Genomic DNA, 26,269 nt, shown 5'->3' with positions numbered 1-26,269 from the left:
GATGGGGAACTGTGAGGGTGGGGATATGGTTGATATTGTCTGCGCTGGGCATCGGTTTTCCTCAATTACGGGCATTATTTTTGATAAGGATGGGACTCTTGCTCATTCGGAAGATTATCTCAAAACAATCACCTCCAAGCGGGCCCGCTTCATTGATGCCCAAATTCCCGGAGTCCAAGACCCCCTATTATCAGCCTTTGGCCTGGAAAATGGCCGACTCAACCCCAGTGGTTTACAGGCCGTGGGAACCCGTCAAGAAAACTTAATTGCCGCGGCGGCCTATATTGCCGAAACGGGGCGGAGTTGGTTAGAGTCTTTGCGGATTGCCCAGGCCGCCTTTGCCGAGGTGGATCATTTTATGAAGGTTAAAGCCGACCATACACCCGTATTTCCCGGAATTTTAGCATTGGTGCAGCGTTTACAGGGAGCCGGATTAAAGTTGGGGGTGTTGTCGGCCGATGTCACCGTGAATGTTAAAGCCTTTCTAGAAAAATACGAATTAGCCGATTATTTTCTAGTCCAAAAAGGCACAGATCAGGGGCCCAGCAAACCCGACCCAACTCCTTTTCTCCAGGCCTGTGAATTATTAGGGGAGAGTCCAGGAAATGTGCTGATGATTGGAGATGCCGATGTGGATGGGCAAATGGCGAGAGCAGCCGGAGCGGCTGGAATGATTGGCGTAGCGTGGGGCTGGTCAATACCGCCAAAACTCACTGAGGTTGATGTCGTCATTTCCGAAATAACTGAGATTCAGGTTGGGTAATCGTTTATCATTCTGTGAAGACTTGAAGATTATCTTGATTGAACTTTAGTGGGCCTGGGGAAAAATACTCAGCGCGTTTTGATGGGCTTGGGTGGCCTGGCAGATACCTTGGATGCGTTTGGGAGAGAGGGCTTGCCCATGGGTATAAAGGTCTAACCAGGCCTGGGTCATTTCACTGGCAGTGTTCGGTAAATCGGGCAAAATCCAGTGGGGTAAGGTTAATTCTTTGGCCAGAGCCTGTACCTTGGGATCATAACTGAGGGCAAAGCATTTGGATCCCGCCGCCGCCGCCATAATCAAAGCATGAAGACGCATGGCAATGGTCATTTCGACCGTCTCAAAAAAGCCTTTAAGTTGACGGGGATTTTCCAGATAGACCGTTTTACTCACTTTGGGAAGGTGGGCCTGGAGGAGTGTTGCCAGGGGAACATCCTTGGATTTTTGGAAGGGGATGAGGACAATGAAGGTATCTGTTGCTTTTTGAAAGTCCACCAAGGCCGCCGTTAAAAGAGATAATCCCCTCGGTGTTAAAGAAGCATGGGGACGTAAGCAAATGGCAACCCGTTGATCGGGCAACTCTTCAGCATAGGCAATGGTGGTTAATGCCCAAACGGGATCGGGGGCCTGGGAATAGGAAATCTGACGTTTTTGCAACCAAGCTGCCGACTGGGAATCTCGGACTGTAACCACTGAGCAGCGGGAAAATAACCAAGCCGTCCACCATTGAGAAAAGGGTCGGGTCAATGGTCCAATCCCCTGGGCCCAGGCCACGGTTTTTAAGCCCCAGATTTGTGCCCAGAGCATTAACCCACCGTAATAGAGCGGACTGATAACACTGGTCGAATCTTGCATTAAACTCCCCCCTCCCCAAATGAATCCCTGGCATTGGCGAATGGTTTGGAGTAATTGGCCGAACTGTTGCCGATTCACGGCCATAACGCGATGCAGGGCCTGGGTTTCGGATACATTCGCTGATAAAACAATTGGGGTTACGTCCACCGGCAATAGTTGTAATAACACTGCCAAAAGTGCTTCATCGCCGCCATTACCAAACCCATAGTAGCCGCAGAGTAAAACCGTTCTGTGAGCTTTGACGTTTCCCAAGTATCCAGTTCCAATTCCTAATATCTGAGGTTGCCCCTGACCATCCTATTCTTTCACAAGGCCTGGCTTAATCAGAGGCTAGGGGCTGGGTCATTCCCCAATCTGTTTTTGAGGTAAGGGCTTGGCAAGGGATTCCAGAGTCGTGAGTCCGCAACAGCATAAGGATGTAGGGTTATCGCCTGAATCTTGGCTTGAAAATTACACAAAAGCTAGGGGGTATCTGAAACTTGGCCGAGTTACACCAGCTTTAGAAAATCCCCCTAACTCAGGATGAGGATGTTAACGAAGGGTCAAGCCAACGATTAATTACGAACCGGGACACTAATTAAGGCTGTGCCAATACTAATATCGCCCTCAGAACCGGCCTGGACAACACTGACTTGGTAGGGCAAGCTTTCACCCCCAGATGTCCGCATCGTCACATTGTTAAACCGAACATCAAAGGAGGTACCGGCCTTCAACGGGCTATCAAAACTAATGTTCAGACGATCCCCTTGTTTGTTGACTTGGGCCGGGATATTCCCTCCAGATTTATTTTGTAGCGTAATCCCCGAAAAACTCTCCATCTGCTGGGGCAGGCCAATGCTGACACTGCTCAAGCTCATCCCATTGCCAGAAATCCCAATCACATGGGAACTGCCAGAAATGGTTGCGCCGGTGATTTTGGGGAATTGAGCCGCGGGCAGGGAAGAAGAGTAAACGGAGGCAGGTGTGGACGTGGTGGGAACTGTCCGGCGGGGAGAGGGGCCGGGGCCTCCGATGGGAGAGGCAATCGCAATCGAGCTTACGGAAAGAACGGCGATGGTTACGGCACTAATGCGACCGAGAATTGAAAGGTTCATAAAGTTATTCTCCTTTGAGAATATGAACATGAAGTTCGAGAAGGTAGTCATGTAATCAACAGTCAATAGCCACAGAATGGAGTCTCCGTCTGAGAAAGTCCTGAGAAGATTTGGAGGATTGGCTGGGAATTTCCCGAAAAAATTGATGCTTTATAAAGTTTTAACAATTGCGAGTAACTCAGGCATCTCTCAGCCAGTCCTGTTAATCTGGAGTTAATCTGGAGGCTCTTGACTATGACCCGCAGGATTTTACTGATTGAAGACGAACCCAAAATTGCTCGGTTTATTCAGTTGGAACTTGAAAGTGAGGGGTATGAAATTACGGTCAGTCATGATGGCCAGGCCGGATTAATTTTAGCCCGTGAGCATCCGTTAGATTTAATGATTGTCGATTGGATGTTACCCGGCTTAACGGGGGTAGAAATTTGTCGGCGGCTGCGGGCAACAGGGAATGTCATGCCAGTCATTATGTTAACGGGGCGAGACGATATTCCGGATCGGATTGCCGGCCTGGATGCGGGCGCCGATGATTATGTGATTAAACCCTTTAGCATTGAAGAACTCTTAGCCAGGATTCGAGCCCGCTTACGGCAAAAGCATCCCCAAGAATCGGATTGGTTAGAGTTTGAAGATTTACGGGTAAATCAACGCACCAGAGAAGTGTATCGGCAGCAACGGCCCATAGATTTAACCGTCAAAGAGTTTGATTTACTGACTTATTTATTATCCCGACCGCGACAGGTCTTTACCCGTGAACAAATTCTCAATCAAGTCTGGGGTTATGATTTTATTGGCGACTCAAACATTATTGAAGTGTATATTCGCTACCTACGATTAAAGCTAGAATCAACCAATCAACCCCGACTCATTCAAACAATTCGGGGTGTGGGCTATAGCTTACGATAATTTTAGTCATAAATCATCAGTTTGGTGGTAGAGATGACTGATCAGCATTGGCAGAAAAGTCACAAAATTCTCTCAATTCTGGCTTCCCTCAGTTGCCGTACCAAAGACTTAAGCAGTTACTTAGAAGCCGTTGCTTGCGGAGTCAGTGAGCTTCTGATGATGGATTGGACAGTGGTGACTCTTTGTAAGGAAAATGAGGAACAATTAATTGCCAGTAACCTTCCCCTTGATCCTGAAGATCGCGTTTGTGATCTCTACGGCACTGTCACCCATACGGTGGTCTTAACGCGCCAACCCCTCTGTGTCAATGATGTGCGGGAACAACCAGAATTTGGCGAACTCCCCGAAGGCTATTTATCCTATTTAGGTGTGCCTCTTTGTACCCTGGAAGGGGAAGTGATAGGGACAATTTGCTCATTTAATATGCAGCCGCGCCCGTTTCACCCCACCGAGGTAGAAACAGTCAAGCTCTTTGCAGAACGGGCCGCCACGGCAATTGATAACTACTTGCTTTACCAGGCCCAGCAGGACTTTAATCAGCGTTTGACCGAGGAAGTGGAAAAACGAACAGCAGATCTCCAACAGGCCCAACATCAACTGGTGGAGCAGGCCCGTTTAGCCGCGATTGGCGAGTTTGCCACGATGATTGTCCATGAATTACGGAACCCCCTGACTACGATCAAAATGGGGCTGAATTACTTTTTTAAGCTTGCCCTACCCGCTGCTGCCCAAGAACGCCTCACCTTAGCCCTTGAGGAAGCCCACCGCTTAGAAATGCTCCTGAGTGAAATTCTGCTCTATGCCAAACCCCAAACCTTAAATAAGTCTTGCTTTGATTTGAATTTTCTGGGCCTGGAAATCCAACATATTTTAGAGGATTTACCAGAAGCCCAAGGACGCTCGATCATATGGCGAGTTGGCCCCCGGCCCGTCTGGATTAAAGGAGATCGGGATAAGCTCAAACAGGTTTTTTTTAATGTGATTCAAAATGCCTGTGAAGCAGCCCCAGCCCATACGCCAATTACTTGCACGATTCAAGTTAACAACCCCGCGCCTCCTTTCAATCAGCAAAATCCTCAACAAGTCACCGTCACCATTCAAAACTGGGGCGAACCGATTCCCGCAACTGAAATTCCCAAACTAACCCAACCTTTTTATTCTCGGAAACCAGGGGGAACTGGCCTGGGGTTGGCGATTGTAGAACGCATCTTAGCTGCCCATCAGGGACGTTTAGAAATTTATTCCAATCAGGATGAAGGCACTAGAGTTCTGATTAAACTTAAGGTTAAAAAGGATGAATCAGGTTGACTAACCATGGGTAAATTCAGCCACAGCCCCAATTAACTGATCGCATTCCTTCAATAAACTCATGTAATGAACACAGGCCCGGACAGAATTCGGAAAAAGTAAAAGACGGACTAAAATGCCTTGATTTTCTAGCCATTCGACTAAGGCCCCGTGTTTACCGGATTCCAGTTGAAATGTCACCAGGCCCGATGAGGGTGGGGTTGAAGTGAGGCATTGTACCCCCGGAATGTTGGCCAGGCCTTGCCAGAGATAGGTACTTAATTCACAAATCTGTTCATAGCGGGTGGGGGTTGTTCCAGCTTGGCGATGGAAATCGAGGGCAGCGGTCAAGCCAGGGACTAAGGGAAAGGCAGTGGTAGCAATTTCAAACTTGGCGGCCGTGGCCTGGAACGATTCGGGAAACCCTTGGGGGCCATTTTTAATACTCCGCCAGCCAACATAGGTGGGTTGAAGGTGTCCAAGCTGCTCAGGATGAACATATAACCCCCCTAGTCCATCCGGCCCACAGAACCATTTATGACCCGTAAACGCATAAAAATCCACCCCCAGGCCGGGTAAATCCAAGGGCATCATTCCCACAGATTGGGCGGCATCAGCAAGGACTAAAACTCCCTGTTTATGACAAGTCGCAACAATTTCTTTGAGGGGTAAAGTCGTGCCGGTGTTCCACAGTAAATGACTGAGGGCAACTAGGCGCGTCCGGGGGGTGAGAGCCTGGCGAAAGCAGGTGACTAGGTGTTCTGGATCAGCCTGGGCCTGTTGAAGGAGGGGTAGAACTGTGAGATCAATCCCAAACCGGGCCTGAAGTTGTTGACCAATGGCCAAAACCCCTGGATGTTCACAATCCGTTAAGAGCAAATGATCACCGGCTCGCCAATCCAGGCCCCACAGGACAATATTGCAGCCCGTTGTGACAGAATCCGTGAGAGCCAGCGTATCCGGCGTAATGTTTAATTCTTGGCTCAAGGCCTGGCGGAGGGCTGTAGTTTGACTTGAAATATAAGCATAGTTTTTGGTACAGAAGGGGCCAGCCTGTTGGATGTGGAGATAACTGTTTTGCATCGCCTCCCAGGCCGGGTTGGGTAAGGGTCCCTGACCACCAAAGTTCAGATAAGTTTTCGATTGCAACGCCAAAAACTGCTGCCGAATTTCCGTAATTTTTGATTCTGTTAAGACCAAGAGTTAAGTCCTCCAGTTAGTCCTCAATGAGTTTAGATGCAATCACTAACCTGGCCTGAACCTCTTCAATCTCAAGATCAAGAAGGTTTTCTAAAATCTCACCAACACTAACATTCTCTGCCAACATTTCCAGAATATCGCTAGCCCTAATTCTCGTGCCACGAATCCAAGGACGACCCTCACATTGACTAGAGGTTTGGGTGATGGGAGTCAACAAGTTAGGGTGTGGGCTCATGATTCAGGTCAAAATCCTTAACCAGAAAGATTTTTTGTACAGGGTATAAGAGGATATTGCAGAGCCTCCAGATAGAAATCTTAACCTGACCCAGAACCAAGAAAAGCTCTAAAATCAGGGATGAGAGGTTCGATTATGCAAACGACTGTCCAAGAAATTTATATTCAAGTGGTTCGTAATTTGTCCCTAGCAGAACAGTTACGATTAGCCACGCTGATTTTGAATGATCTTGTTAAACAGCAATCAACCACAGTAGATGAAAGTAATACTTGGACAGAAGAAGATGAAAGGGATCTGGTCAGTTTTTCACTCCAGTCCGCAGCCAGAAATTTCTCTGAGATGGAAGAGGCTGAACAATGAATCTATCTGCTGGGGATATCGTGACTGTTGATTTCCCTGGTGTTACAGGTATTAAACGCCGTCCCGCTGTCGTCTTATCATCAGAAATTTATCATTCAATTCGCCCAGATGTGATTATTGGCCTGATTACAACTCAGACCAAGATTGTCGGAGCTACAGATTATCGCCTTCAAGATTGGGCAGTAGCAGGATTACGAACTACTTCAATATTTCGTTGCTTTATTGTCACCTTGCCACCGTCTGCGAATTGGGTTGTGATTGGCCAACTGTCAGAACGTGATTGGCAGGGGGTTAAGGCCTGTGTCAAAACATCTCTCACAAGTTTAGAGCCATAGGAAGTTCGGGAGTAGATTGATCTCACCCAGACTAAAACCTTTAACTCGCAGAATTAGCGGTGCGGGGATGGAAAATGGCCAGGGCCGAGGTGTAGCCATGCAAAAAGGTTTCTTGACCAATAGGGCCAATTTCTCCAAAGCAGAAAAATCCACTCACCGGAATATTAGGTAAAAATTTGTCAACCATCGTGGCATCAAAATCGGGTTGACCGTAAAGATTAACGCCCCGCCCTAAACAAGAAAACATCATCGTGCCTTCCGGGGGTGGGCCGGGATAGGAGTGGCAGTAGGTTTCTAACCAGGCCTGGAGATCTGCCGCTGAGGCCGCCGCATCCCGGAGATGAAATTGAATCCGTTGCCCCACCCGCACCCGATCGCCCAAGGCCAAAGCTCCCGTTTGGGGATCAATCCCAATCAAATTCCGAATCAAAAAATCCCCAGGCCCGAGGTTGGGTTTGAATTCGTTATGCACCAGGCCAATAAATAGGGCACTGCGGGCTAATTCTCGATCCACTTCCGGGAGCCTTTCCACCAAATTTTCCAACATATCTAAGGGTGGGGCAACCTTGGCTTGGTCATCTTCAAGGGAGAGGATAATATTCTTTTCCCCAGACGCGATCCGATAGAGGGGGCCAATGGGGCGACAGCCTTGGGCCACAATTGGATCAATGCGAATATTACCAGTCAACGCTAACCCAACTGTCCCTTCCCGTTGCACCTTCGTTTGGTAAAACAGCCCTGTCCGGCCCCACCCCTGATTACTGCCCGTAATTCCGCCAACTTTTACGGCTTGTGGGTAGGCATAATCCAGGCCCCGTAACAGGTCATTAATTCGGGCACTACTGGTATCAGCCAAGAGTAAAAATTCGGGTTGTTGCTCTGGGTCAACACCAATCAGTCTCCACCAGGCCTGGGGCGGATCATCGGGATCTGGAAGGTCATCGGCCACCAAACTAAAAGGCTTAATCTTCACATCGGGTAAATGGGCCAAGGTCAAGGAGAGGCCGGCTGTTTCTTCCACCTCTTGGGGTTGATCTCGATAGTTGCGCCCAATCACGCCCCCGCCCCCACAACCAATCAAAACGGGCAGATGTAAGGTGGTTTGTAACAGGGGAATGACGCGGGAAAACTCACTGGCAAAGGCCTGGGAAATAAAGACAATCCCTAAGTCTGGCTGGAGATTGCCCAATCGCTCGCGGGCCTGGTCAGTCACTTCTTTAACAGCTTGTTCTAAAGAAAAATGTGTCGAGAGTGCGGTGGCCCATTTCATCGTCGTTAGTACCCCCAGTGGTTTGCCCAGTTTTGAGAAGGGACTATACTCTATTCTCGGTTAATTTCACCATCTCGCCGCCCCAATTCATAAACTCCACCGCCAATCGTAGCCATAATTCCTAAGCTGACTGACCAACTCAAGCCCAGAGAGAGGGTAACTCCATAAAATAGCCCCACCCCCAACAAAACAAAGGGCAAAATCCCCGCCATTGCGGCCCAAAACTCGGCCTGGGATGATTTTGCTTGGCCCAGCCAGGTTTCCAGACGCTCAATAATTTTTTGTCCGATGGGGTAAAATCCTAAGTACAGCGCAATCGCCCACAGACCTGAGCCTGCAATCCCCAACGCCGCCCCATGCCAGGCCTCTGATACGGTCATGTGTTACACCCTTGTCGTAATCCTTAACTAATAGTAACAATCTCTGGCTGTAGTCCAAGGGGGTTAGGGCGCGATCTAGGCTTTGATGGAGTTTATTGCCCACCCGAATTACTCCCGATCCGTCAAAAAATTAGACTTGGCTTTGCTCTTGAACCGGGGGGTGGCTGATGCTTATTCGGAACGGCGGCTATCCCTAGTCAATAGAAATAGATTGGGGCCCCGAAGCTGAGTTTTTTGGGGTGCTGCTAGGGGTACTGGTGGAGGTTGCTCCTTGTTTGGCTAACCATTGACTAACAGGTTCCTCGGACAAGCTCAGACCTAATAATCCCGAGACAAAGCCACCGAGAAACGCGACAGGTTTTTTAGCCAGTTCTTGGGCCAGGGGAGAAAGTTCAGTCACAAACATGGAATTGCTTTCCGCACAAAGGTCGTTTCACCATTGCTATCCTAACCTGCAACTCCCAGTTTGGTGATCCAAAGCGCAGTTTCCTGAGGGTAATTGAGCTATGAAACGTATGGGATCAGTGACGGCAATTTGGGGATGTGAGGAAACGATGGAGCGGTGGATTTCCCTGTTGGGCCTGGGGGTGTTTGTTGGGTTTGCCTACTTAATTTCGACCAATCGGCAAGCAGTTCGCTGGCGGACTTTGGCTTGGGGCCTGGCATTGCAATTACTCCTAGGCCTGGTGATTTTGCGCTTGCCCTTGGGGTTAAAACTCTTTCAGGGCCTGGGTAATGCCGTGAGTTGGTTCCTGAATTTTTCTGATGCTGGGGCAGAGTTTGTCTTTGGGGAAAGCTACACGGATCACTTGATTGCTTTTAAGGTGATGCCCACAATCATTTTCTTTTCCTCATTTATTGCCATCCTCTACTACTACGGGGTTCTACAGTGGGTGATTGCCCGTCTTGCAACCGTGATGATCCGCACCATGAAAACTTCGGGGGGAGAATCCTTAGTCTGTGCGGCCAATATTTTTGTCGGGCAAACCGAAGCTCCTCTCTTAGTTAAACCTTTTCTCAAGGACATGACTGCCTCTGAACTCCATGCCGTTATGACTTCTGGATTTGCCACGATTGCGGGCGGGGTGATGGCAGCCTATATTTCCTTTGGAATTCCCCCAGAACATTTAATTGCAGCGTCGGTGATGTCTGCCCCCGCTGCCCTGTCAATTTCCAAGGTGATGTATCCCGAAACGGAAATCGCGGTGACGGCAGGTGATCACATCAATACCAAAATTGAACAGCCCTATACCAATGCCATTGATGCGGCCACTGTTGGGGCTTTGGATGGGATGAAGTTGGTTTTGAATGTGGTGGCGATGTTAATTGCGTTTTTGGCCTTGGTGGCGGCGGTGAATGGGGTTTTAGGAATTCTGGGGCCAATGGTGAACCTACCGCAACTATCCCTAGAGTGGATTTTTTCCTTGGTGTTTGCTCCCGTGGCCTGGTTGATGGGGATTTCCTGGACTGATGTGGGGCAAGTGGCAATTTTATTAGGGAAAAAGACTGTTTTAACCGAATTTCTAGCCTATTTGGATCTCCGCACCCTGATTGAAAACACCGCTAAAGTTGCGGCTGACCAGGCCCCGCCCAATTCCTTACCGACCCTCACAGAACGCTCCCAAGTTATTGCCACCTATGCCCTCTGTGGTTTTTCCAATATTGCCTCACTGGGGATTCAAATTGGGGGGATTGGCGCACTAGCTCCGGAGCGGCAACATGATTTAGCCCGTCTAGGCGTAAGAGCTTTGGTGGCAGGTTCCTTGGCCTGTTTTATGACCGCTTGCATTGCCGGACTTTTGATTTAGGAAATTAACAGGCGGCCTTGAACAATCCATACCCTTTACTGTCATGCCTATCCACAACTCTGAAATTCATAGCCAGGCCCAGGACATTCTAGATGCAATTGCGTTTACTCCATTTGAGTGTTGTCAACCCATCAGTCGGGATTTTATGGATATTCCATGTCGCCCTGGAGTTTATGCAATCAGGCACAGAACTAGAGGATTGCTTTATATTGGCAAAACTCAAAATCTGCGGGGACGTTTTAAGGGGGGACACAAGGCTTTTTTATGGGCATGGCTTGATCAATATCTCCATGAAGATGTTCGAATTGCGATCCAAACAATCCCTTACTCGAAAAATCCAGCACTACTATTGGAATTAGAGTCAATCATCTTGAGGGCTACTGAGCCACCCTACAATGTCAAAATTCCGATGGAGTCTTAACCCATGCAAGTAGAACTGTTGGAACAGCTTTCCCCTGCCGATGCAAAAATTATCCTAAAATGCCTACCACAGAGAGTTCAAGATGCCTTAATCGCTCGTGCTAGTGAAATTGATTATCCCGTTGAAGCCATTATTGAGATGGCCATTGCCAGTTTCCTAGACACTGAGGCATTAAGTTTTGCAGACTGTCAACCCGGCCGGGGGCAGTAACCCTAGCGGAGAAGTTCGCTCCCCAATAAATTGTGTAACGTTGTTTCCATTTCCGTTGCTGAGGTTGTGGCGGTGCCGAATTGGCGGACAACAATACTGGCTGCTAAATTTCCTAAGATTGAAGCTTCCAGAAAACTGCCGCCAGCCACTAATGCCAAGGTCAAAGCCGCAACGACTGTATCCCCAGCCCCTGTCACATCAAACACATCAGTGCGATTAAAGGCCGGAATATGCTCTGGTTCCCCATTCCTGCTAAACAAACTCATCCCATCTTCACCGCGGGTAATTAAAATTCGTTGCGCCTGGGTAAGTTCTAATAAATCCTGACCGGCCTGGAGCACATCGGCGGGGGTTTTGATCCGGTATCCGACTGCGGCTTCGGCTTCGGGCAAATTGGGGGTAAATAAATGAGCATTTTGATAGCGGGCTAGTCCCTGTTGGGCATCCACCATGACATATTTATGAGCCAATGCGGCTTCGATCACGGGTGCAGAAAAAACCCCATCTCCATAGTCGGAACAAATGAGCGCATCTACGGTTTCTAAATGAGCTTTGATGTACTCTGCCATCTGGGCCTGGAGATGAGGGTGGGGCCAGGCATCGGATTTGCGATCCACGCGGACGATTTGCTGAGTGACAGATTGGCGGGCATGGCCAGAAATCCGAGTTTTGGTCACGGTTGGCCGGTCGGGATCGGTAAAAATGCCGCTAGTATCAATTCCGGCTGCCTGAAAAATTCGTTTAAGCGCAACCCCTTGACTGTCATCCCCCACCAGGCCCACCGCTTTCACCTTTGCGCCCAATTTAGCCACGTTATAGACCGCATTGGCTCCCCCCCCAGGAACTTGACGAGTAGATTCATGGCGCAAAATCAGGACAGGGGCTTCTCGCGAGAGCCGTTCGACTTCCCCGGTGAGAAATTCATCAACCGTTAAATCTCCCACAACCAAAATATTCGCCCGTTGATATTGGCCAATCAGGTCTTGGAGGCGCGGCTGGGCTTGCTCAAGTTGCTCATGGAAGGAGAGGGTCATGGGACTGCCACAGGGGGAATTGGGGTCAAGAAAATCTGCCATCCTATCTTAGGGCCTAGACTTGAACCCTGATGCTTTGCCACGCCTGACGGCCCAATAGCATTAGTCATTTAGAGTTAGATAGAGGTAAGTCGTTAAATAGTCTATGGAAAACGCTTAGAAGACTTTTATTTGCTGAGAACATTGAGCCTAATACTATTGTTTTGAGTTGGGAGTGTCTTGGTCATGGTGAGTCTTGATCTGCCTCTAGGGTTGACTTCGCCTTGGGTTGTTGGCCTGGTTGTGAATTCCCTTTTAGCTGGCCTGGCAATCATTATTCCCAAAAAATTGCTGACTCCGGCGGGTTTGGCTCATGCTTGGGGCCTAGGGGTGTTGGTTTGGGGGACATTGGGGTGGCGGGGCTATGTCATTGTCATGTTTTACTTTTTGGTCGGTTCAGCAGTCACAAAAGTTGGACTGGAACAAAAGCAAGCCAAGGGAATTGCTGAAAAACGAGATGGGGCCAGGGGGCCGGAAAATGTTTGGGGATCCGCCTTGACGGGGGCGATTTGTGCGCTTTTAACTGTGATTACCCCTGAACCATGGCTGCCTTACCTAATGCTGGCTTACGTGGCTAGTTTTAGTACAAAATTGTCAGACACAACCTCCAGTGAAATTGGCAAAGCCTACGGTAAGCGCACTTTTTTAGTGACTACTTTTCAGTCTGTACCATCGGGAACTGAAGGGGCTGTGAGCTTAGAGGGGACGTTGGCCGGCCTGGGGGCAGCATTGTTGATTTCGCTCCTGGGATCGGGCCTGGGCCTGGTGAGTGGGTGGGGTGTTGGCCTATGCGTTTTAGCTGCTTTAATTGCCAACTACATTGAGAGTCTGATCGGGGCCAAGTGGCAGGAGAACTATGCTTGGCTCACCAATGAAGTAGTCAACGGGATTAATACCACAGTCGGGGCTGGCCTGGCAGTTTGTGGGGAACTCGTGACCAAGGCCTGGAGTTAAACCGCTAAGAATTTTTGAATCACATCATTACTCAGTTCGCTGGTTGGCCCCTGAGACACAATCCCGCCTTTTTGCATGGCATAGTACCAATCGGCCTGGCGGACAAAGTGTAAATGCTGCTCCACAAGTAATACCGAAATTCCCGTTTCTCGAACAATCCGTTTCACCGCAGCTTCAATTTCCAGAATGATCGAGGGTTGAATTCCTTCCGTTGGCTCATCCAAAACTAAAAGACGAGGTTTTCCCATCAAGGCCCGAGCAATCGCCAACTGCTGTTGCTGTCCACCGCTCAAGTCACCGCCCATCCGATTCAGCATGGTTTTCAAAACCGGAAACAATTCATAAATTTCTTCGGGGACTTTAGCATTGGGCTTGACACCGCCCTTAGTCGCCTCCAGGCCCAGCAATAAATTCTCACCCACCGTCAACCTGGGAATAATCTCCCGCCCTTGGGGAACATAGCCAATTCCCGCCCGCGCCCGTTGATCTGAAGTCAAGTTCTTAATTGATGCTCCTTGAAAGGCAATATCGCCGCGGCGGGGTTTGAGGAGTCCCATAATCGTCTTAAGCAGGGTTGTTTTACCGACTCCATTGCGCCCAATCAGACAGACCATTTTACCTGGAGCTACCCCCATGTCCACATCCCGGAGGATATGACTCTCACCGTAATAGACATTCAGTCCATCAACCTTCAAAGTGGGTTGACCATCATTATCTAAATACTGATTCTTCGAGTTATCTTGAGAAATCATAGGTACTACCTTAAAGAAACTAAACTGGGAGCGGATTGAAGTTGAGAAGAAAGGAAAGAAAGCTGCTCATAAGTAATTAATTGGTTCTGCTCTTTACACTTGATATAGCTCATAACCGATGTGGCAACATAATGGGCAAGTTTTACAGGGACAGCATTGCCAATCATCTGCTCAATATTAGTCTTTGTACCCGAAAATAGAAAGTTAATCGGGAAAGTTTGAATTGTGGCACGTTCTCTCGTAGTTAATGGGCGTACTCTATCAAGTGAATCACAAGCATCAGCAGGATGAATTTGATAATTTTTCGGAATTGGACGATTTACCCCACGAATTGTGGCACTTGGTTCATCAATGCTATATATTGCTCTACGAGAATAGTTTCTAGGGTGTCTATAATAATATTCTGTATCTAAGCTATTCCCTAATTCTTCTTCAAAATATTGACGTACTGTTAGAGGAACGGAACTAAGATTGTGTTCTAAAAAATGATTCATAAAGTGATCATAAGCACCTAAATCACCGATTAGAAAGAGTCTTTTGCGATTTTGTGGGACATGACAGAAACTAGCATTTAATATAACTTCAGTTAATCCGTATCCAGCTTTCTTGAGCAAGTCTTTGGCAACTTCATATTTTTTACTTCTTAAGATGCGATCTACATTCTCCATAACAAATAGTTTTGGCTTAACATAGGTAATAATTCTTGCAAATGTTATGGTTAAATCTGCTCTACCTAATTCTTCATTTCTTTTTCCAGCATGAGAGAAATCTTGGCAAGGTGGGCCACCAATAATTATTTCAGCATCAAACTCTTCAAATTCTTGAAAACTAAGTAGAGGATCGCCTAAGTCAATATTCAGTATTGGATGATCAAAGTTTTGTTGATAGACATGAATCGCTGGAGGCCAATTATCGTAAGCAGCAACAACATCATAGCCAGCAGATTGAAAGCCAAGTGACATTCCACCACAGCCAGAAAATAAGTCAATTACCCTAAGGCTTTTACTGAAAAACATAGGCCAAACTCAAAATAATCCGGGGGTATTGACGATAATGGCATCGAATCTGCGTTCAGGACTTAAAAGATTTTGCCCACCATTTAGGATTATATTTTTAATTTCAGATTTCTTGATCCGTGGCTGAGTTAGTTCTGGACTAGATAGGAATGGGTGCGTTACCCGTCCACTGGCTGCAAAAGCTTTATCGTTCTTGGTATCATATGTTAGCGTATCTATGACTTGAGCTATATTAATCTGCCCATTGATTATAAAGTCATAAAGCATCTTAATTAACCAAATTATTGTACGGGCTGGTCTTGATATGTTTTGAGTTCTTCTTGATGTATTAATTTGATGAAGCGGCAACAAGATTAACGCCAAATCTGACCAAATAAAAGTATCAAGACAGTTATCATGTAGTGTTGATGATTTACCTAGGGTCTTCCAAACTGGTTGGATTACTAGCGGTTGTTGAGTGTATATCTTTTGTTTTTGATTTAGCAAAAAAGATATAACGTCAATCATAGCTTGCTTAAAATGACTAAGGTGAATCAGTATTTCGTTCTTATCCTGCCAATTCTGTATTTGACTACAAATTGGGCTTAGTAACCTAGAAAATATCTGAACTAATCCAGTGTTAGAAATGTGGTTAACTATACCCAGTGCTACAAATGCGATAGTGCTCGGTCGCACTACGATTTCACAGCTAAATTCACTATCACTTAAACTGCAAGTTGTATTGTCAGGTAATGCCGTAAGTTTGATTTCAAAGCACCTGAATTGATGCCTAGTTATCTTGTTGCTCAAAACAACATCAGCAGAGTAATAAATTCCGTGAACAAAGTTTTGATATGGCAAGTATACTGTTTCAAAACCAAAAAATAAGTCTGAGGAATTTGAAGGAATACCAAATAATTGAGATACCGACTCCTTTTCATGCTTAATATTCAGTTTATTATCAATAGAAATGTAGACAGGAGAAATGTTCATGTGACTCATATAGCAACACAGGGCCATAGGGAATGAGCTATTGAAGCAATTTTTTCCCCAATTCTCCTGCTCTGCAAAGTTTCGATTTGAGTGGACGATGCCAAATAATCCAGGGTGCGCCATGAATTGAATAATACTTGATATTAATCTTCTTGTTTGCCGAGATAAACCTCAATCACCCGCGGGTCATTTTGTACCTCGTCCATATTGCCTTCAAATAAAACCGACCCTTGATGTAAGACCGTTACCTGTTTGGCAATCTGGCGGACAAACTCCATATCATGCTCAATCACCATAATCGAGTGAGTTTTGGACAAAGCTAGAAGCAAATCCCCGACTTTTTCCGTTTCTTCATCAGTTAAGCCAGCCACAGGTTCATCAACCAACATTAAGTCGGGTGATTGAGCCACAAGCATCCCAATTTCTAAGCGTTGCTTTTCTCCATGAGAAAGAAGTGCGGAAAGCATATCTGCTTTGTGTTCCAGGCCAACTGTTTCCAGCACCTCATCAACGGTGAGTTTTTCTCGCTTAGATGTCTTAGCAAAGAGTGAGCCAAATAAGTTTTTTTTACGGAAACAGGAAAGTTCTAAGTTTTCTCTGGGAGTGAGATTTAGAAAAACCCGAGGCGTTTGAAATTTGCGGCCAATCCCCATTCCCATCCGGGCAATTTCATATTCAGCGTAGGGGCGTAAGTCCTTCCCTTTAAAAATAACAGTCCCAGAGGTGGGTTTAGTTTTGCCCGTAATGCAGTCCATGAAGGTAGTTTTTCCGGCACCATTGGGGCCAATCACAACCCGGAGTTCCCCTTCTTCCATGCTGAAATTAAGGTTGTTAATGGCCTTGAAGCCGTCAAAACTAACGGTCAGATTGCTGATGCTCAATAGTTTCCCGCTCATACTCCACCTCTGGATCTAGCTCAAGACTGGGATAGGTTTCGATGGGTTGTGGGCCAAAGCGTCCCCAAATGAATTTCCAACCTGTGGTGCGGAACCAGCCTAAAATCCCCATCGGTAAGACAGTGACCACAATCAGGAATAAAGCGCCTTGGAAAAACAGCCAAAAGGCAGGAAATTGCTCACTTAAAAGGGTTTTGGCAAAGTTGACAATTAGGGTTCCTAGGACTGCCCCGATCAATGTCCCCCGCCCCCCAACCGCAACCCAAATCACCATTTCAATGGAAAAAGCCACACTCATGGAGGAACTCGGGGTAATGATCCCAGACTGAACTGTAAACAAAGCCCCCGCAATCCCAGCCAAAATTGCCGAAATCGCAAACACAAACACCTTGTAGCCGGTGGGGTTATAGCCAGAAAATCGCACCCGAGTTTCATCGTCCCGAATCGCCACCAACATCCGCCCCATGCGCCCACTGGTTAACCACCGACAGAGGACATAGCCAACAATAACAAAGAGAATACTGAGGGCGTAAAAAGTGGTTTGAACCGGGGGTGAGCCGACTAAGACTCCAAAAATCGTGGCGGTATCGGTTTTCAGGCCATTGGTTCCATTAATGAGCTTTTGTTGCCCATTGAAGAAGTTAAAAAATACAATTAAGGCGGCCTGGGTCAGGATTGAGAAATAAACGCCTTTGATCCGGTTGCGGAAAATCAAATAGCCGAATGCCGCTGCCACCAGGCCTGGGATGACAATAATTGCCGCTAATGTAAAGGGAAAGGAATAAAACGGCTCCCAAAACCAGGGCAGTTTGTCCACCCCATAGAGAGTAAAAAACTCAGGAATCAGGACTTCAGTTTGCCCCGGTAATGGCTGCAACTGTAAATACATGGCCAAGGCATAGCCACCCAAGGCAAAAAACAAGCCATGGCCCAAACTGAGTAAACCCGTATAGCCCCAAATTAAGTCAATCCCCAAGGCCGCAATCGCCAAGGCCATAAACCGCCCCAACTGGTTGACCCGTACCCCCTGACCGGCCTGGGCAAAAATCCAAGGCATGACAAAGAGTAAAATCAGGGCAACCACGGCTACGACAATCGCTTCAGTAATGAGTTGCTTTTTACGACTGCGGGGTGATTTTTGGAGGACAGGGGGAGCAAGTGTTGGAGTCATAAGCTATTCCTAGGCATCCACTGTGCGGCCTTTCTGGGGGAATAAACCCGCTGGCCGGAATTGGAGAAAAACAATAATTAAGGCAAAAACGACCACCTTGGCCATACTGGCCGTTGCAAAGAACTCTAGGACTGTTTTGATTTGGTCATTAAAGCCAATTAACGGGGAAAGGGCGTTGGAGCCAATCACATAGCTCAGGGTGCCAATAGTACCAGCCGCAACAATACTCCCGACCAATTTACCAACCCCACCCACGACCACCACCATGAAGGTATCGACAATATAGGCTTGGCCAGTGTTGGAACTCACAGACCCTAAAAGAGCCACCGCACATCCGGCAATTCCCGCCAGGCCTGAACCAATGGCAAAGGTGAGCGCATCCACTTTTTGGGTCGGAATCCCTAGACAAGCACTCATGGAGCGATTTTGGGTCACGGCGCGAATTCGTAAGCCCCAGGCCGTCTGATTTAAAAACCAATAAACGGCAACCAGACAGAGAATGGTCAAAATAATGATGAATAGGCGGGTATAGGGAAGCTGGTAGGTATCAATCACCAATCCACCCCGTAACCATTGGGGAGCCGTGACATCTACACCTTGAGTGCCAAACCAGGGTTTTGTAAAAGCAAGCTTATAGGCATTGCCCAAGACATTGGAGACCACCAGGGCAATAATGGCCGACAAGGGGAGCATAATCCCGATAAACCAGTTACGGATGCGGTCAAAGTCAGTTTTCCAGGCCAGCAACGATTGCGCCCCAAAATAGAGCAAACAAAAAATCCCCAGGCCCGTCACAAATTGCCAACTGACACTACGAACAAGCTGTTGGAGAATCAGACTCACTCCCCAAGTCGCCAAGAGGGTTTCTAGAGGTCTGCCATAGAGAAACCGCACCACACTTCGCTCCAAGAGCAAGCCCACCAAAGCGGTGACAATGAAGGCCGCAATCAGGGCGACAAAGATATAAACGGGGGCCAAGGGTGTGGCTTTGAGAATGTTTTGGGTCACAAACGTGGTGTAGGCCCCCAACATCATCAATTCACCGTGGGCCATATTGATCACCCCCATCAGGCCAAAAACAATCGCCAGGCCAAGGGCAGAGAGGAGCAAAACAGAGCCAATACTTAAGCCACCGAAAACCGCTTCTAAAAGCTGTGTCAAGGTAAGTTCTCCTTCTCCAGGCAAAAACTGATTACACGGGCCTTCATTTGTCCGAACCCCGCTTGGTTTCCCTTAATTTGGTATAAAAACTGGGGTACAGTCTAAATCCAATCCGAACTTAAATCTGTAACCCCAGATGCCAAATCAAACGGGATTTGAAGACGTAGGTGTCATTAGCTCATTTTGAACTTGCCACCTTTAGCTGGATCAGACCAGTCACAGGCAAAGCCCTTAGTTTCCGGGACAAATTGGTTCCAGGGCAGAGGCGCAACGGGGCCATCAGTAGAATAGACAATCTCAAAGAGTCCATCATCCTGAACCTTACCGATCCGGACCCATTTGGACAAGTGGTGGTTATTTTCCATCGTCACGTTTCCTTCTGGAGCATCAAAGGTTTGCCCAAGAGCCGCCATCCGAACTTTGTTGAGGTCATCAGCAGTTCCAGCTTTCTCAACGGCTTGCTTCCAAATATTGACAGCAATGTAACCCGCTTCCATCGGATCGTTGACGACCCGATCTTCTCCGTACATTTTCTTGAAGTTAGCCACAAAGACCTTGTTGGCCGGGGTATCCACGGTTTGGAAATAGTTCCAGGCCGCAAAGTGACCTTTCAAATATTCCACCCCAATGGCCTGGACTTCTTCTTCGGCGATACTGACAGACATAGAAGGATATTTATCTGGCCCCATCCCAGCCCCTTGCAATTGTTTGAAGAAGGCAACGTTGCTGTCCCCGTTTAAGCTGTTGTAGATAATCCCGCCATCGGGCATCGCCGCCTTGATTTTGGAAATAATCGGGGTGACTTCTGTACCGCCCAAGGGAATGTAGTCTTCACCGACAACCTTGCCCCCCTTAGCGGCCAACTGGGCCTTGATGATCGTATTGGCGGTGCGGGGGAACACATAGTCAGACCCCACCAGGAAGAAGGGTTTACCGGGATATTGCTCCATTAACCAAGTCACAGAGGGTTCAATCTGCTGGTTGGGAGCTGCACCAGTGTAGAAAATATTTTTCGAGCATTCTTGCCCTTCGTACTGGACGGGATACCAAAGCATATGATCTTCGGCTTCAAAGGTGGGCAACACGGCTTTGCGGCTGGCAGATGTCCAACAGCCAAAAACAGTGACAACCTTATCCTGCTGGATCAGTTTCTTGGCTTTTTCGTTAAAGGTTGGCCAGTCAGAGGCCCCATCTTCTTGGATCGCTTCAATTTGCTTGCCGAGGACACCGCCTGCGTCATTAATTTCTTTGATCGCCATCATCGTGGAATCAACAACACTTTTTTCACTAATGGCCATCGTGCCGCTGAGGGAGTGCAAAATCCCAACCTTAATGGTTTCGCCACCGGCTGCTGGGCTAGGAGAACCCTCCGTTGTGGTTGTTGTTTCGCCGCCACAAGCCTTGAGGAGAATACTCCCGGCCGCCACGGAACCAAATACGATAAAGTCACGCCGCCGAATGCCCCTGGTCATGTAGTTAATCTCCCAAATTCACACATAGAATTCATACATACAGATGTTGGCCGGCTTTATTCAAACTGGAGAATATTGGCCACAGCTAAGTGATAGTAGTGCGATGACTGGACTGGGAATTGTATCTGAATATACATTTTCTCCCTTGTTTGCTTTTCTTTTAGATTTTGCTTTGTAGTCTTGGCTACATCTGAGTCACGCCCTCACCCAGGCCAGGAGGTAGCCACCACCGGCTCCACCACTCTGTTTCAAAGGATGCCTTGCCTTATCCCAAATTTCCCAGTTTTGGCCCTAATCCCCACAACCAGGCCCAGGCCCGTTCTATCCATAGAAAAAGACGATCCAGCCACAACCAAATCATTTCCAGGCCTTGGGGTTCATAGCCTAAAAAGGTTGAGTCAATATCCAGGGTGAATGGATGCGTGGCGGTTAGACCTGGGGATTGGGTGGGGTTGGCTAGTTTTGGGGTATGTGAGCCGGATAAGGGACTGATAAATTGGGTTGGATTTTGGCAAATAGCCCTGACTGGAGCTTCAGGAATGATCAGGGATTGGGCTTCACGAGAGCGAGGGGGCCAACCCAATAACCAGGCCTGGAATTGATCCCAGAGGCGATGGAACGGTAAGGGTGATCTGCCAAGTTGGGGTAGCAAGCTGACATGGGGCCGGGGTGGATTCGGGGGGGCTGGATCAAGGGATACAGTTGTGCTGGTGGCTAATCCCCATTTGGCTAAAGACTGGCCGGTGAGATGCTGCCACTGCCGGAGTTGATAGTAATACCCAGCCAATTCCCACAAAATCCGTTCTCGGAGTTGTTGTTGCTGTTGGGGGGTGAGAATATCAAAAATCTGATTTTCAGAACCGACTAAGACCAAATCCTGATTGGCTAGCTGACTGGCAATGCCGTGAATTTCGATTTTTGGGGATACTAAGTTGCCCGTTGGCCAAGCTTCTAAATCTGAGGCATTGCGGAGTTGAATCTCTGAGGCCTGGGGAGTTAAGGCTGCGGTAAGGGTTTTGGGCCGGGTGAGGTGATCCCGCTTTTGCCAAAGTCCCAGGGTTGTTTGGGAAACTTTTTGGCTAATCTGTGTCGCGGCCGTTTTGACCCAGGCCCAGCCTTGAGAACCTGATGAACGAGTCAGATGTTCTGGAAGTTCTGTTGTGGTTAAGTCCAAAGAGGTGGTTTGAGTGGCCAAGGCAGAGGTTCCTGGGCTGGCGGGTGGAATTGGCACCACTGGACGAACAGAACGAATTTTTGCGGATTGAGTCTGAAACCACTGCCACCAGGCCTGTAGGGGGATGATGGGTTTTAAGGGGGGTGAGGCAAGGGATGGGGCGAGGAGCAGTGGATCGGGAGTAGTCGTTAATTGGGGCGATTCCAGCGGATGAAACCAAGTTTGCAGAGTTTGCCAGCCCGTGATTCCTAAGGATGTGAGTTGCGCCCAGGCCTGGTCTAGGGGTGATCGTGGCTTGGGTTGCGGAGGATGGAGAATGAACTGGGGAGCCGCTACCCCATCGGCGTGAATCAGAGTTAAACCTGGACTGTCCAAAGAGTGCAGCAGATTGACAATCGGGGTATCACTGGCGGGCGGCGGTTGCGGTTCGGCCTGGGCCTGGAGGGCTTGCCATTGTTGTTTAAGACCCTGTTTGAGGCCCCTGGGTAACCACTGGTTTAATTGGACGAGGCGATAAAGAGGATAAACCCAGGCCTGGACTGTCCACTTAAAAGAGGTTTGCCAGCGGCGGTGCTGAATTTGCCAATGATGTTGCCAGCGGTGAACTTGAACCCGCCAAAACCGGAGGAACCGACTTTGATAGACAACGGTCATAAGCAGCCACAGGGGAATGCATGTTCCTATAGTAGCGAACCCCAGGCCCCGCTGGAAGAACCTAACTTTTATGATCCTGAAGTGGTTACTTATGCAGGATTATCCCGTAAACTTGGCTAAGACTTTTGACCCACCCAACCCATACCCTAGTTTGCTGCCATTAGTTCTAAGCCACAGTCTTTGTCTTGTGTAGGAGTCTTATGCGTCGCCGTCAGTTTTTTCGCTATGTCCAAGGGGGTGCAATTGCCAGCTTAGGGGTTGCTTGGTCGGCCCAGGCCCAGTCTGGTGGCTCTTTGGGGGTGCAATGGTTCGGCCATACCTGTTTCTTGTTTACGGGCAGTGGACAACGAATTCTCAGTAACCCGTTTCAACCCCGTGGCTGCACCAAAAACCTGCCGGCCCCAAAAGTCGCTAGTAATATTGTCATGATTAGCAGTCGGCTCTTGGATGAAGGCTTTGTGGAAGGCTTACCCGGCCGGCCAAAATTGCTCTTTGAACCCGGTTCCTACACTGTCAATGGGATTAAATTTCAAGGCGTTCGGACTAATCATGATCGGGTCGGGGGCTATCGGTTTGGTACCAATGTAGCCTGGGCCTGGACGCAGGGGGGAATTAAAATCCTCCAACTGGGCGGAATTGCTGCACCCATTACCTTAGAGCAAAAAATCCTCATGGGTAAACCCGATTTACTGATTATTCCCGTTGGTGGTAGTGAAAAAGCCTACACCCCAGAAGAAGCTAAAGCCGCCATCAATTTTCTCGACCCCCGTGTGGTCATTCCCAGCCATTATTTAACGAAAGGAGCAGATCCGAAGGCCTGTGACCTAAAACCCCTGGAAGCCTTTTTAGAGATCATGGCCGGGACAACCATTCGCCGCGTTGGGGGTAGCAGTATTTCCTTGAGTCCGAGTAGCTTACCAACAAGTCTAGTAATTAACGTTCTGTCTCTCTAGTTTGCTCAACTGAAATAATTTTTGACTCCGATAACTGTAACGAGGTCAACTCCCCAGGCCTGGTGATTAATCCTTTCAGTCGGTAGCTATGGTCATTGCGCTTAGGAATGAAACACAAAAATACTTGAAACCGTTACGAGCTGGACTGTTGAGTGCCCCAGTTTTGGCAGAAATGACTATACAATGATTCGGGGGGGTGAAACTGTGTTACTAACTCATAGAACCACTAATGCCCTACCAACCCGCGCTGCTACGAATTCTTCATGGACTAATCACAGCCTTAGTTATTTTTGCCTTAGTTTCAGGATTTTGGGTTTATAACACCTACGATCATCGCTGGGGTCAACTACCGCTGCCAAATTTAGAGGATATTCAAGGAATTCATGGGACAGGGGCCCTAACATTTCTGATTGTCTTACCCCTATTCGCAATCTATAGTTTTCATTGGGGATATCGTCGCTTAGTTCAACCCCAATCCTGGCAACAACTCCAAAAGGTTGGACAACCGAGTAGCTGGGTGGCACTCCAGAAAATATTGAATTCCGTGATGTTACTAGCGGCAACCTTTGCAGCCATTACTGGACGCTTGATGCAAGAAGAATGGTTACCGCGGGGCGAGCTAAATCATTGGGCCTACTTGGGACATCTACTTGCCTGGCTGGTGATGCTGGTGGTTTTGGTTCTGCACATTGGCCTGGGGGTCAAGGTCGGCGGAGTTCCCCTAGTTGTGGCAATGTTTCAACTGAAAGTGCGGGCCAGTGATCATCCTAAAACATGGCTTCAAGGATGGCGGTTAATGTCCTCAAAGCTTCTGCTAGTCTGGGAAATTATAGTTATTAGTGGAATTATTGCGGCCTTCATTCTCCCTGCCTTCAGTGCCTAAGAAATCTGCTCTGCCATAAAAGCCCCAGGGATTACAAAAATTTCCCACCATGCTTTTCCTCGAAAACTTTACCCGGTGATCCAGGTTAATCTGAACAAAGGAAGAGGGCCATAGCCAATATCCAAGCTCTTTTTTCCTCCAGGCCTGCCCACTCATTTATGTCTGCTATTATCCCGATGACCATCACACCCTCCCACAAGAAAGCCAAAGCTATCGCCGCTAACAGCCGCCGCCCGGCCAAGGAGCTGTGCAGTGAATGTGGTCTGTGTGATACCTATTACATCCATTACGTCAAAGAAGCCTGTGCCTTTATCAATCAACAGTTTGACACCCTCGAAACCCAGACCCATGGGCGTTCCCGAGATCTAGACAATTGGGATGAATGTTATTTCGGGGTACACCAGGAAATGATCACCGCCCGTAAAACCGATCCGATTCCAGGGGCCCAGTGGACAGGGATTGTGAGTTCCATTGCCATTGCCATGCTCAATCAAGGCTGGGTGGAAGGCGTGGTTTGTGTCCAAAATACCCCAGAAGATCGCTTTCAACCCCGGCCGATCATTGCCCGCACCCCAGCAGAAATCTTAGCGGCAAGAGTCAATAAACCAACCCTCTCTCCTAACTTGTCGGTATTGGAAGAAATTGAAAAATCCGGCTTAAAGCGCCTACTGGTGATTGGGGTCGGTTGCCAGATCCAAGCCTTGCGGGCCGTGGAAGATAAGTTGGGCCTGGAAAAGCTGTATGTGCTAGGAACTCCCTGTGTCGATAATGTGACGCGGGCAGGCCTGCAAAAGTTTTTAGATACGACTAGCCGTTCCCCCGATACCGTGATTTATTACGAATTTATGCAGGATTTTCGGGTGCATTTTAAGCATGAGGATGGCTCTACAGAAACCGTGCCCTTTTTTGGCTTGAATACCAAAGAACTAAAAGATGTCTTTGCCCCCTCGTGCATGAGTTGTTTTGATTATGTCAATGGCCTAGCGGATTTAGTCGTCGGCTATATGGGCGCGCCCTTCGGCTGGCAATGGATTACGGTTCGAAATCAAACGGGTCGGGAAATGTTGTCACTGGTTCAAGATCAACTGGAAACCCAGCCGATGATCTCCCAAGGAAATCGCCAGGCCGCCGTGCAGCAAAGTATTCCGGCTTACGACAAGGGTGTGACCTTACCCATGTGGGCGGCAAAGTTGATGGGGGTTGTCATTGAGAAAGTTGGCCCGAAAGGCTTGGAATATGCCCGTTTTTCCATAGATTCCCACTTCACCCGCAATTATCTTTATACGCTGCGGAATTACCCCAGTAAACTTGCGGCCCATGTCCCCGAATTTGCCAAGAAAATCGTTGATCAGTACCGTTTACCCAAAACTTAAGTTAGGCCATTACAGCGATGGGTCGGGGTGGGAGTTGCGCTAAGACAAACTCAATAACATACTCCAGGCCAGCCCCAGTTTTCAAATTGGTCATTAAAAAGGGCTTTTTACCCCGCATTTTTTGGGCATCTTGGGCCATGACCTCTAGGTCTGCACCCACATAAGGGGCCAGATCAATTTTGTTAATCACCAATAGGTCGGACTTGGTAATTCCAGGCCCACCTTTGCGGGGAATCTTATCTCCGGCCGCCACATCAATCACATAGAGGGTAATATCCACCAATTCGGGGCTAAAGGTGGCCGCTAAATTATCCCCCCCACTTTCAACAAAAATGATGTCCAGGCCCCTGAGTTTAGTTTCCAGTTCCGCAATCGCGACTAAATTCATGGAGGCATCTTCCCGAATGGCCGTATGGGGACAGCCGCCTGTTTCGACCCCCAGGATGCGTTCTGCCTCTAGGGCCTGATTACGAACCAGAAAATTTGCATCCTCTTGGGTATAAATGTCATTGGTGACAACGGCCAATTCATGGGTTTGGCGCAGGGCCTGGCAGAGAGAGGCAACCAGGGCTGTTTTTCCCGAACCGACTGGCCCGGCCACCCCAACTCGCAAAGCATGACTGGACATAAACCACAACTCTCAA

The 26,269-nt window shown here is 48.2% G+C and carries 29 protein-coding genes; 12 read left to right on the top strand and 17 right to left on the bottom strand.

The features are described 5' to 3' along the window. Position 1: 1 nt before the first annotated feature. A complete protein-coding gene (locus tag SYN6312_RS00535) occupies positions 2–763 on the top strand; it encodes an HAD family hydrolase (protein ID WP_253276393.1) in 762 nt (253 codons plus the stop codon). A 45-nt stretch (positions 764–808) separates the two neighbouring features. On the opposite strand, the gene csaB is transcribed toward SYN6312_RS00535, so the two are convergent. Beyond that, positions 809–1,867: a polysaccharide pyruvyl transferase CsaB gene (gene csaB, locus SYN6312_RS00530; protein WP_015122909.1), complete on the bottom strand. Its 1,059-nt coding sequence runs from the start codon at positions 1,865–1,867 to the stop codon at positions 809–811. A gap of 302 nt (positions 1,868–2,169) precedes the next feature. Beyond that, positions 2,170–2,709: a hypothetical protein gene (locus SYN6312_RS00525; RefSeq protein WP_015122908.1), complete on the bottom strand. Its 540-nt coding sequence runs from the start codon at positions 2,707–2,709 to the stop codon at positions 2,170–2,172. Between the two features lie 234 nt (positions 2,710–2,943). Here SYN6312_RS00525 and SYN6312_RS00520 point away from each other — a divergent pair, with 234 nt between their 5' ends. Both SYN6312_RS00520 and SYN6312_RS00515 read left to right on the top strand, forming a co-directional pair. After that, positions 2,944–3,615, top strand: coding sequence for a response regulator transcription factor (locus SYN6312_RS00520; protein ID WP_015122907.1), 672 nt, complete (start codon positions 2,944–2,946; stop codon positions 3,613–3,615). 33 nt (positions 3,616–3,648) lie between these two features. After that, complete coding sequence (locus SYN6312_RS00515; protein WP_015122906.1) at positions 3,649–4,923, top strand: GAF domain-containing sensor histidine kinase; 1,275 nt, start codon at positions 3,649–3,651, stop codon at positions 4,921–4,923. On the opposite strand, the gene SYN6312_RS00510 is transcribed toward SYN6312_RS00515, so the two are convergent. Together SYN6312_RS00510 and SYN6312_RS00505 are read right to left on the bottom strand one after the other, a co-directional pair. Beyond that, the gene (locus SYN6312_RS00510; protein WP_015122905.1) at positions 4,924–6,102 is read right to left on the bottom strand and encodes an aminotransferase class V-fold PLP-dependent enzyme; all 1,179 of its coding nucleotides are present in this window, start codon (positions 6,100–6,102) and stop codon (positions 4,924–4,926) included. Between the two features lie 16 nt (positions 6,103–6,118). Then, positions 6,119–6,337 (bottom strand): DUF433 domain-containing protein, encoded by a 219-nt coding sequence (locus SYN6312_RS00505; RefSeq protein WP_015122904.1) that lies wholly within the window; start codon positions 6,335–6,337, stop codon positions 6,119–6,121. A gap of 135 nt (positions 6,338–6,472) precedes the next feature. Here SYN6312_RS00505 and SYN6312_RS00500 point away from each other — a divergent pair, with 135 nt between their 5' ends. After that, positions 6,473–6,697, top strand: a complete 225-nt coding sequence (locus tag SYN6312_RS00500; RefSeq protein ID WP_015122903.1) for a hypothetical protein — start codon at positions 6,473–6,475, stop codon at positions 6,695–6,697. A gap of 20 nt (positions 6,698–6,717) precedes the next feature. Further along, a complete protein-coding gene (locus SYN6312_RS00495) occupies positions 6,718–7,032 on the top strand; it encodes a type II toxin-antitoxin system PemK/MazF family toxin (protein ID WP_253276392.1) in 315 nt (104 codons plus the stop codon). Positions 7,033–7,072: 40 nt separating this feature from the next. Here the strand turns inward: SYN6312_RS00495 and SYN6312_RS00490 are convergent, their stop codons facing one another. From SYN6312_RS00490 to SYN6312_RS00480, 3 genes are all read right to left on the bottom strand, one after another. Then, a complete protein-coding gene (locus SYN6312_RS00490) occupies positions 7,073–8,302 on the bottom strand; it encodes an FIST N-terminal domain-containing protein (protein ID WP_015122901.1) in 1,230 nt (409 codons plus the stop codon). A 50-nt stretch (positions 8,303–8,352) separates the two neighbouring features. Further along, entirely contained in the window at positions 8,353–8,682 is a 330-nt protein-coding gene (locus SYN6312_RS00485) for a hypothetical protein (protein WP_015122900.1), read from the bottom strand. A gap of 193 nt (positions 8,683–8,875) precedes the next feature. Beyond that, the gene (locus SYN6312_RS00480) at positions 8,876–9,088 is read right to left on the bottom strand and encodes a hypothetical protein (protein WP_015122899.1); all 213 of its coding nucleotides are present in this window, start codon (positions 9,086–9,088) and stop codon (positions 8,876–8,878) included. A 100-nt stretch (positions 9,089–9,188) separates the two neighbouring features. Here SYN6312_RS00480 and SYN6312_RS00475 point away from each other — a divergent pair, with 100 nt between their 5' ends. Genes SYN6312_RS00475 through SYN6312_RS00465 form a run of 3 tightly spaced genes read left to right on the top strand, consistent with a single transcriptional unit; the run spans position 9,189 to position 11,121 of the window. Continuing rightward, positions 9,189–10,490, top strand: coding sequence for a NupC/NupG family nucleoside CNT transporter (locus tag SYN6312_RS00475; RefSeq protein ID WP_253276391.1), 1,302 nt, complete (start codon positions 9,189–9,191; stop codon positions 10,488–10,490). 43 nt (positions 10,491–10,533) lie between these two features. Then, positions 10,534–10,911: a GIY-YIG nuclease family protein gene (locus SYN6312_RS20875; protein ID WP_015122897.1), complete on the top strand. Its 378-nt coding sequence runs from the start codon at positions 10,534–10,536 to the stop codon at positions 10,909–10,911. 3 nt (positions 10,912–10,914) lie between these two features. Beyond that, positions 10,915–11,121 carry a hypothetical protein gene (locus tag SYN6312_RS00465; RefSeq protein ID WP_015122896.1) on the top strand — a complete coding sequence of 69 codons (207 nt, stop codon included), beginning with the start codon at positions 10,915–10,917 and terminating at the stop codon, positions 11,119–11,121. A gap of 2 nt (positions 11,122–11,123) precedes the next feature. On the opposite strand, the gene rfaE1 is transcribed toward SYN6312_RS00465, so the two are convergent. Then, the gene (rfaE1, locus tag SYN6312_RS00460; protein ID WP_253276390.1) at positions 11,124–12,197 is read right to left on the bottom strand and encodes a D-glycero-beta-D-manno-heptose-7-phosphate kinase; all 1,074 of its coding nucleotides are present in this window, start codon (positions 12,195–12,197) and stop codon (positions 11,124–11,126) included. Positions 12,198–12,380: 183 nt separating this feature from the next. On the opposite strand from rfaE1, the gene SYN6312_RS00455 reads away from it, so the two are divergent. Continuing rightward, the gene (locus SYN6312_RS00455; RefSeq protein WP_015122894.1) at positions 12,381–13,148 is read left to right on the top strand and encodes a TIGR00297 family protein; all 768 of its coding nucleotides are present in this window, start codon (positions 12,381–12,383) and stop codon (positions 13,146–13,148) included. Here the strand turns inward: SYN6312_RS00455 and urtE are convergent. From urtE to SYN6312_RS00415, 8 genes are all read right to left on the bottom strand, one after another. Then, positions 13,145–13,900, bottom strand: coding sequence for an urea ABC transporter ATP-binding subunit UrtE (gene urtE, locus SYN6312_RS00450; protein ID WP_015122893.1), 756 nt, complete (start codon positions 13,898–13,900; stop codon positions 13,145–13,147). The genes SYN6312_RS00455 and urtE overlap by 4 nt on opposite strands. A 5-nt stretch (positions 13,901–13,905) precedes the next feature. Continuing rightward, positions 13,906–14,916, bottom strand: coding sequence for a DNA cytosine methyltransferase (locus SYN6312_RS00445; RefSeq protein ID WP_015122892.1), 1,011 nt, complete (start codon positions 14,914–14,916; stop codon positions 13,906–13,908). A 9-nt stretch (positions 14,917–14,925) separates the two neighbouring features. Further along, positions 14,926–16,011: a HindVP family restriction endonuclease gene (locus SYN6312_RS00440; RefSeq protein ID WP_015122891.1), complete on the bottom strand. Its 1,086-nt coding sequence runs from the start codon at positions 16,009–16,011 to the stop codon at positions 14,926–14,928. 20 nt (positions 16,012–16,031) lie between these two features. Then, positions 16,032–16,784, bottom strand: a complete 753-nt coding sequence (urtD, locus tag SYN6312_RS00435; RefSeq protein WP_015122890.1) for an urea ABC transporter ATP-binding protein UrtD — start codon at positions 16,782–16,784, stop codon at positions 16,032–16,034. Then, positions 16,744–17,955 (bottom strand): urea ABC transporter permease subunit UrtC, encoded by a 1,212-nt coding sequence (urtC, locus tag SYN6312_RS00430; RefSeq protein ID WP_015122889.1) that lies wholly within the window; start codon positions 17,953–17,955, stop codon positions 16,744–16,746. The genes urtD and urtC overlap by 41 nt, the downstream gene beginning before the upstream one ends. 9 nt (positions 17,956–17,964) lie before the next feature. Next, positions 17,965–19,116, bottom strand: a complete 1,152-nt coding sequence (gene urtB / locus SYN6312_RS00425) for an urea ABC transporter permease subunit UrtB (RefSeq protein ID WP_015122888.1) — start codon at positions 19,114–19,116, stop codon at positions 17,965–17,967. Positions 19,117–19,289: 173 nt separating this feature from the next. Next, a complete protein-coding gene (gene urtA / locus SYN6312_RS00420; RefSeq protein WP_015122887.1) occupies positions 19,290–20,588 on the bottom strand; it encodes an urea ABC transporter substrate-binding protein in 1,299 nt (432 codons plus the stop codon). Positions 20,589–20,853: 265 nt separating this feature from the next. Beyond that, positions 20,854–22,416, bottom strand: coding sequence for a hypothetical protein (locus SYN6312_RS00415; RefSeq protein ID WP_015122885.1), 1,563 nt, complete (start codon positions 22,414–22,416; stop codon positions 20,854–20,856). A 200-nt stretch (positions 22,417–22,616) separates the two neighbouring features. On the opposite strand from SYN6312_RS00415, the gene SYN6312_RS00410 reads away from it, so the two are divergent. The 3 genes from SYN6312_RS00410 to SYN6312_RS00400 all read left to right on the top strand — a co-directional run bounded on the left by SYN6312_RS00410 (position 22,617) and on the right by SYN6312_RS00400 (position 25,625). Then, positions 22,617–23,369 (top strand): MBL fold metallo-hydrolase, encoded by a 753-nt coding sequence (locus SYN6312_RS00410; RefSeq protein ID WP_015122884.1) that lies wholly within the window; start codon positions 22,617–22,619, stop codon positions 23,367–23,369. A gap of 229 nt (positions 23,370–23,598) precedes the next feature. Further along, positions 23,599–24,252: a cytochrome b/b6 domain-containing protein gene (locus SYN6312_RS00405; protein ID WP_015122883.1), complete on the top strand. Its 654-nt coding sequence runs from the start codon at positions 23,599–23,601 to the stop codon at positions 24,250–24,252. A gap of 176 nt (positions 24,253–24,428) precedes the next feature. Continuing rightward, positions 24,429–25,625, top strand: a complete 1,197-nt coding sequence (locus tag SYN6312_RS00400) for a Coenzyme F420 hydrogenase/dehydrogenase, beta subunit C-terminal domain (RefSeq protein WP_041430458.1) — start codon at positions 24,429–24,431, stop codon at positions 25,623–25,625. Position 25,626: 1 nt separating this feature from the next. Here SYN6312_RS00400 and ureG read toward each other — a convergent pair whose 3' ends face one another. Further along, positions 25,627–26,253: an urease accessory protein UreG gene (gene ureG, locus SYN6312_RS00395; protein ID WP_015122881.1), complete on the bottom strand. Its 627-nt coding sequence runs from the start codon at positions 26,251–26,253 to the stop codon at positions 25,627–25,629. Positions 26,254–26,269: the final 16 nt, after the last annotated feature.

The sequence above is a fragment of the Synechococcus sp. PCC 6312 genome (assembly GCF_000316685.1).
Lineage (GTDB): Bacteria > Cyanobacteriota > Cyanobacteriia > Thermosynechococcales > Thermosynechococcaceae > Pseudocalidococcus.
The sequence above is the reverse complement of the archived record's forward strand: the minus strand, read 5'-3'. Positions and strand labels throughout refer to the sequence as shown.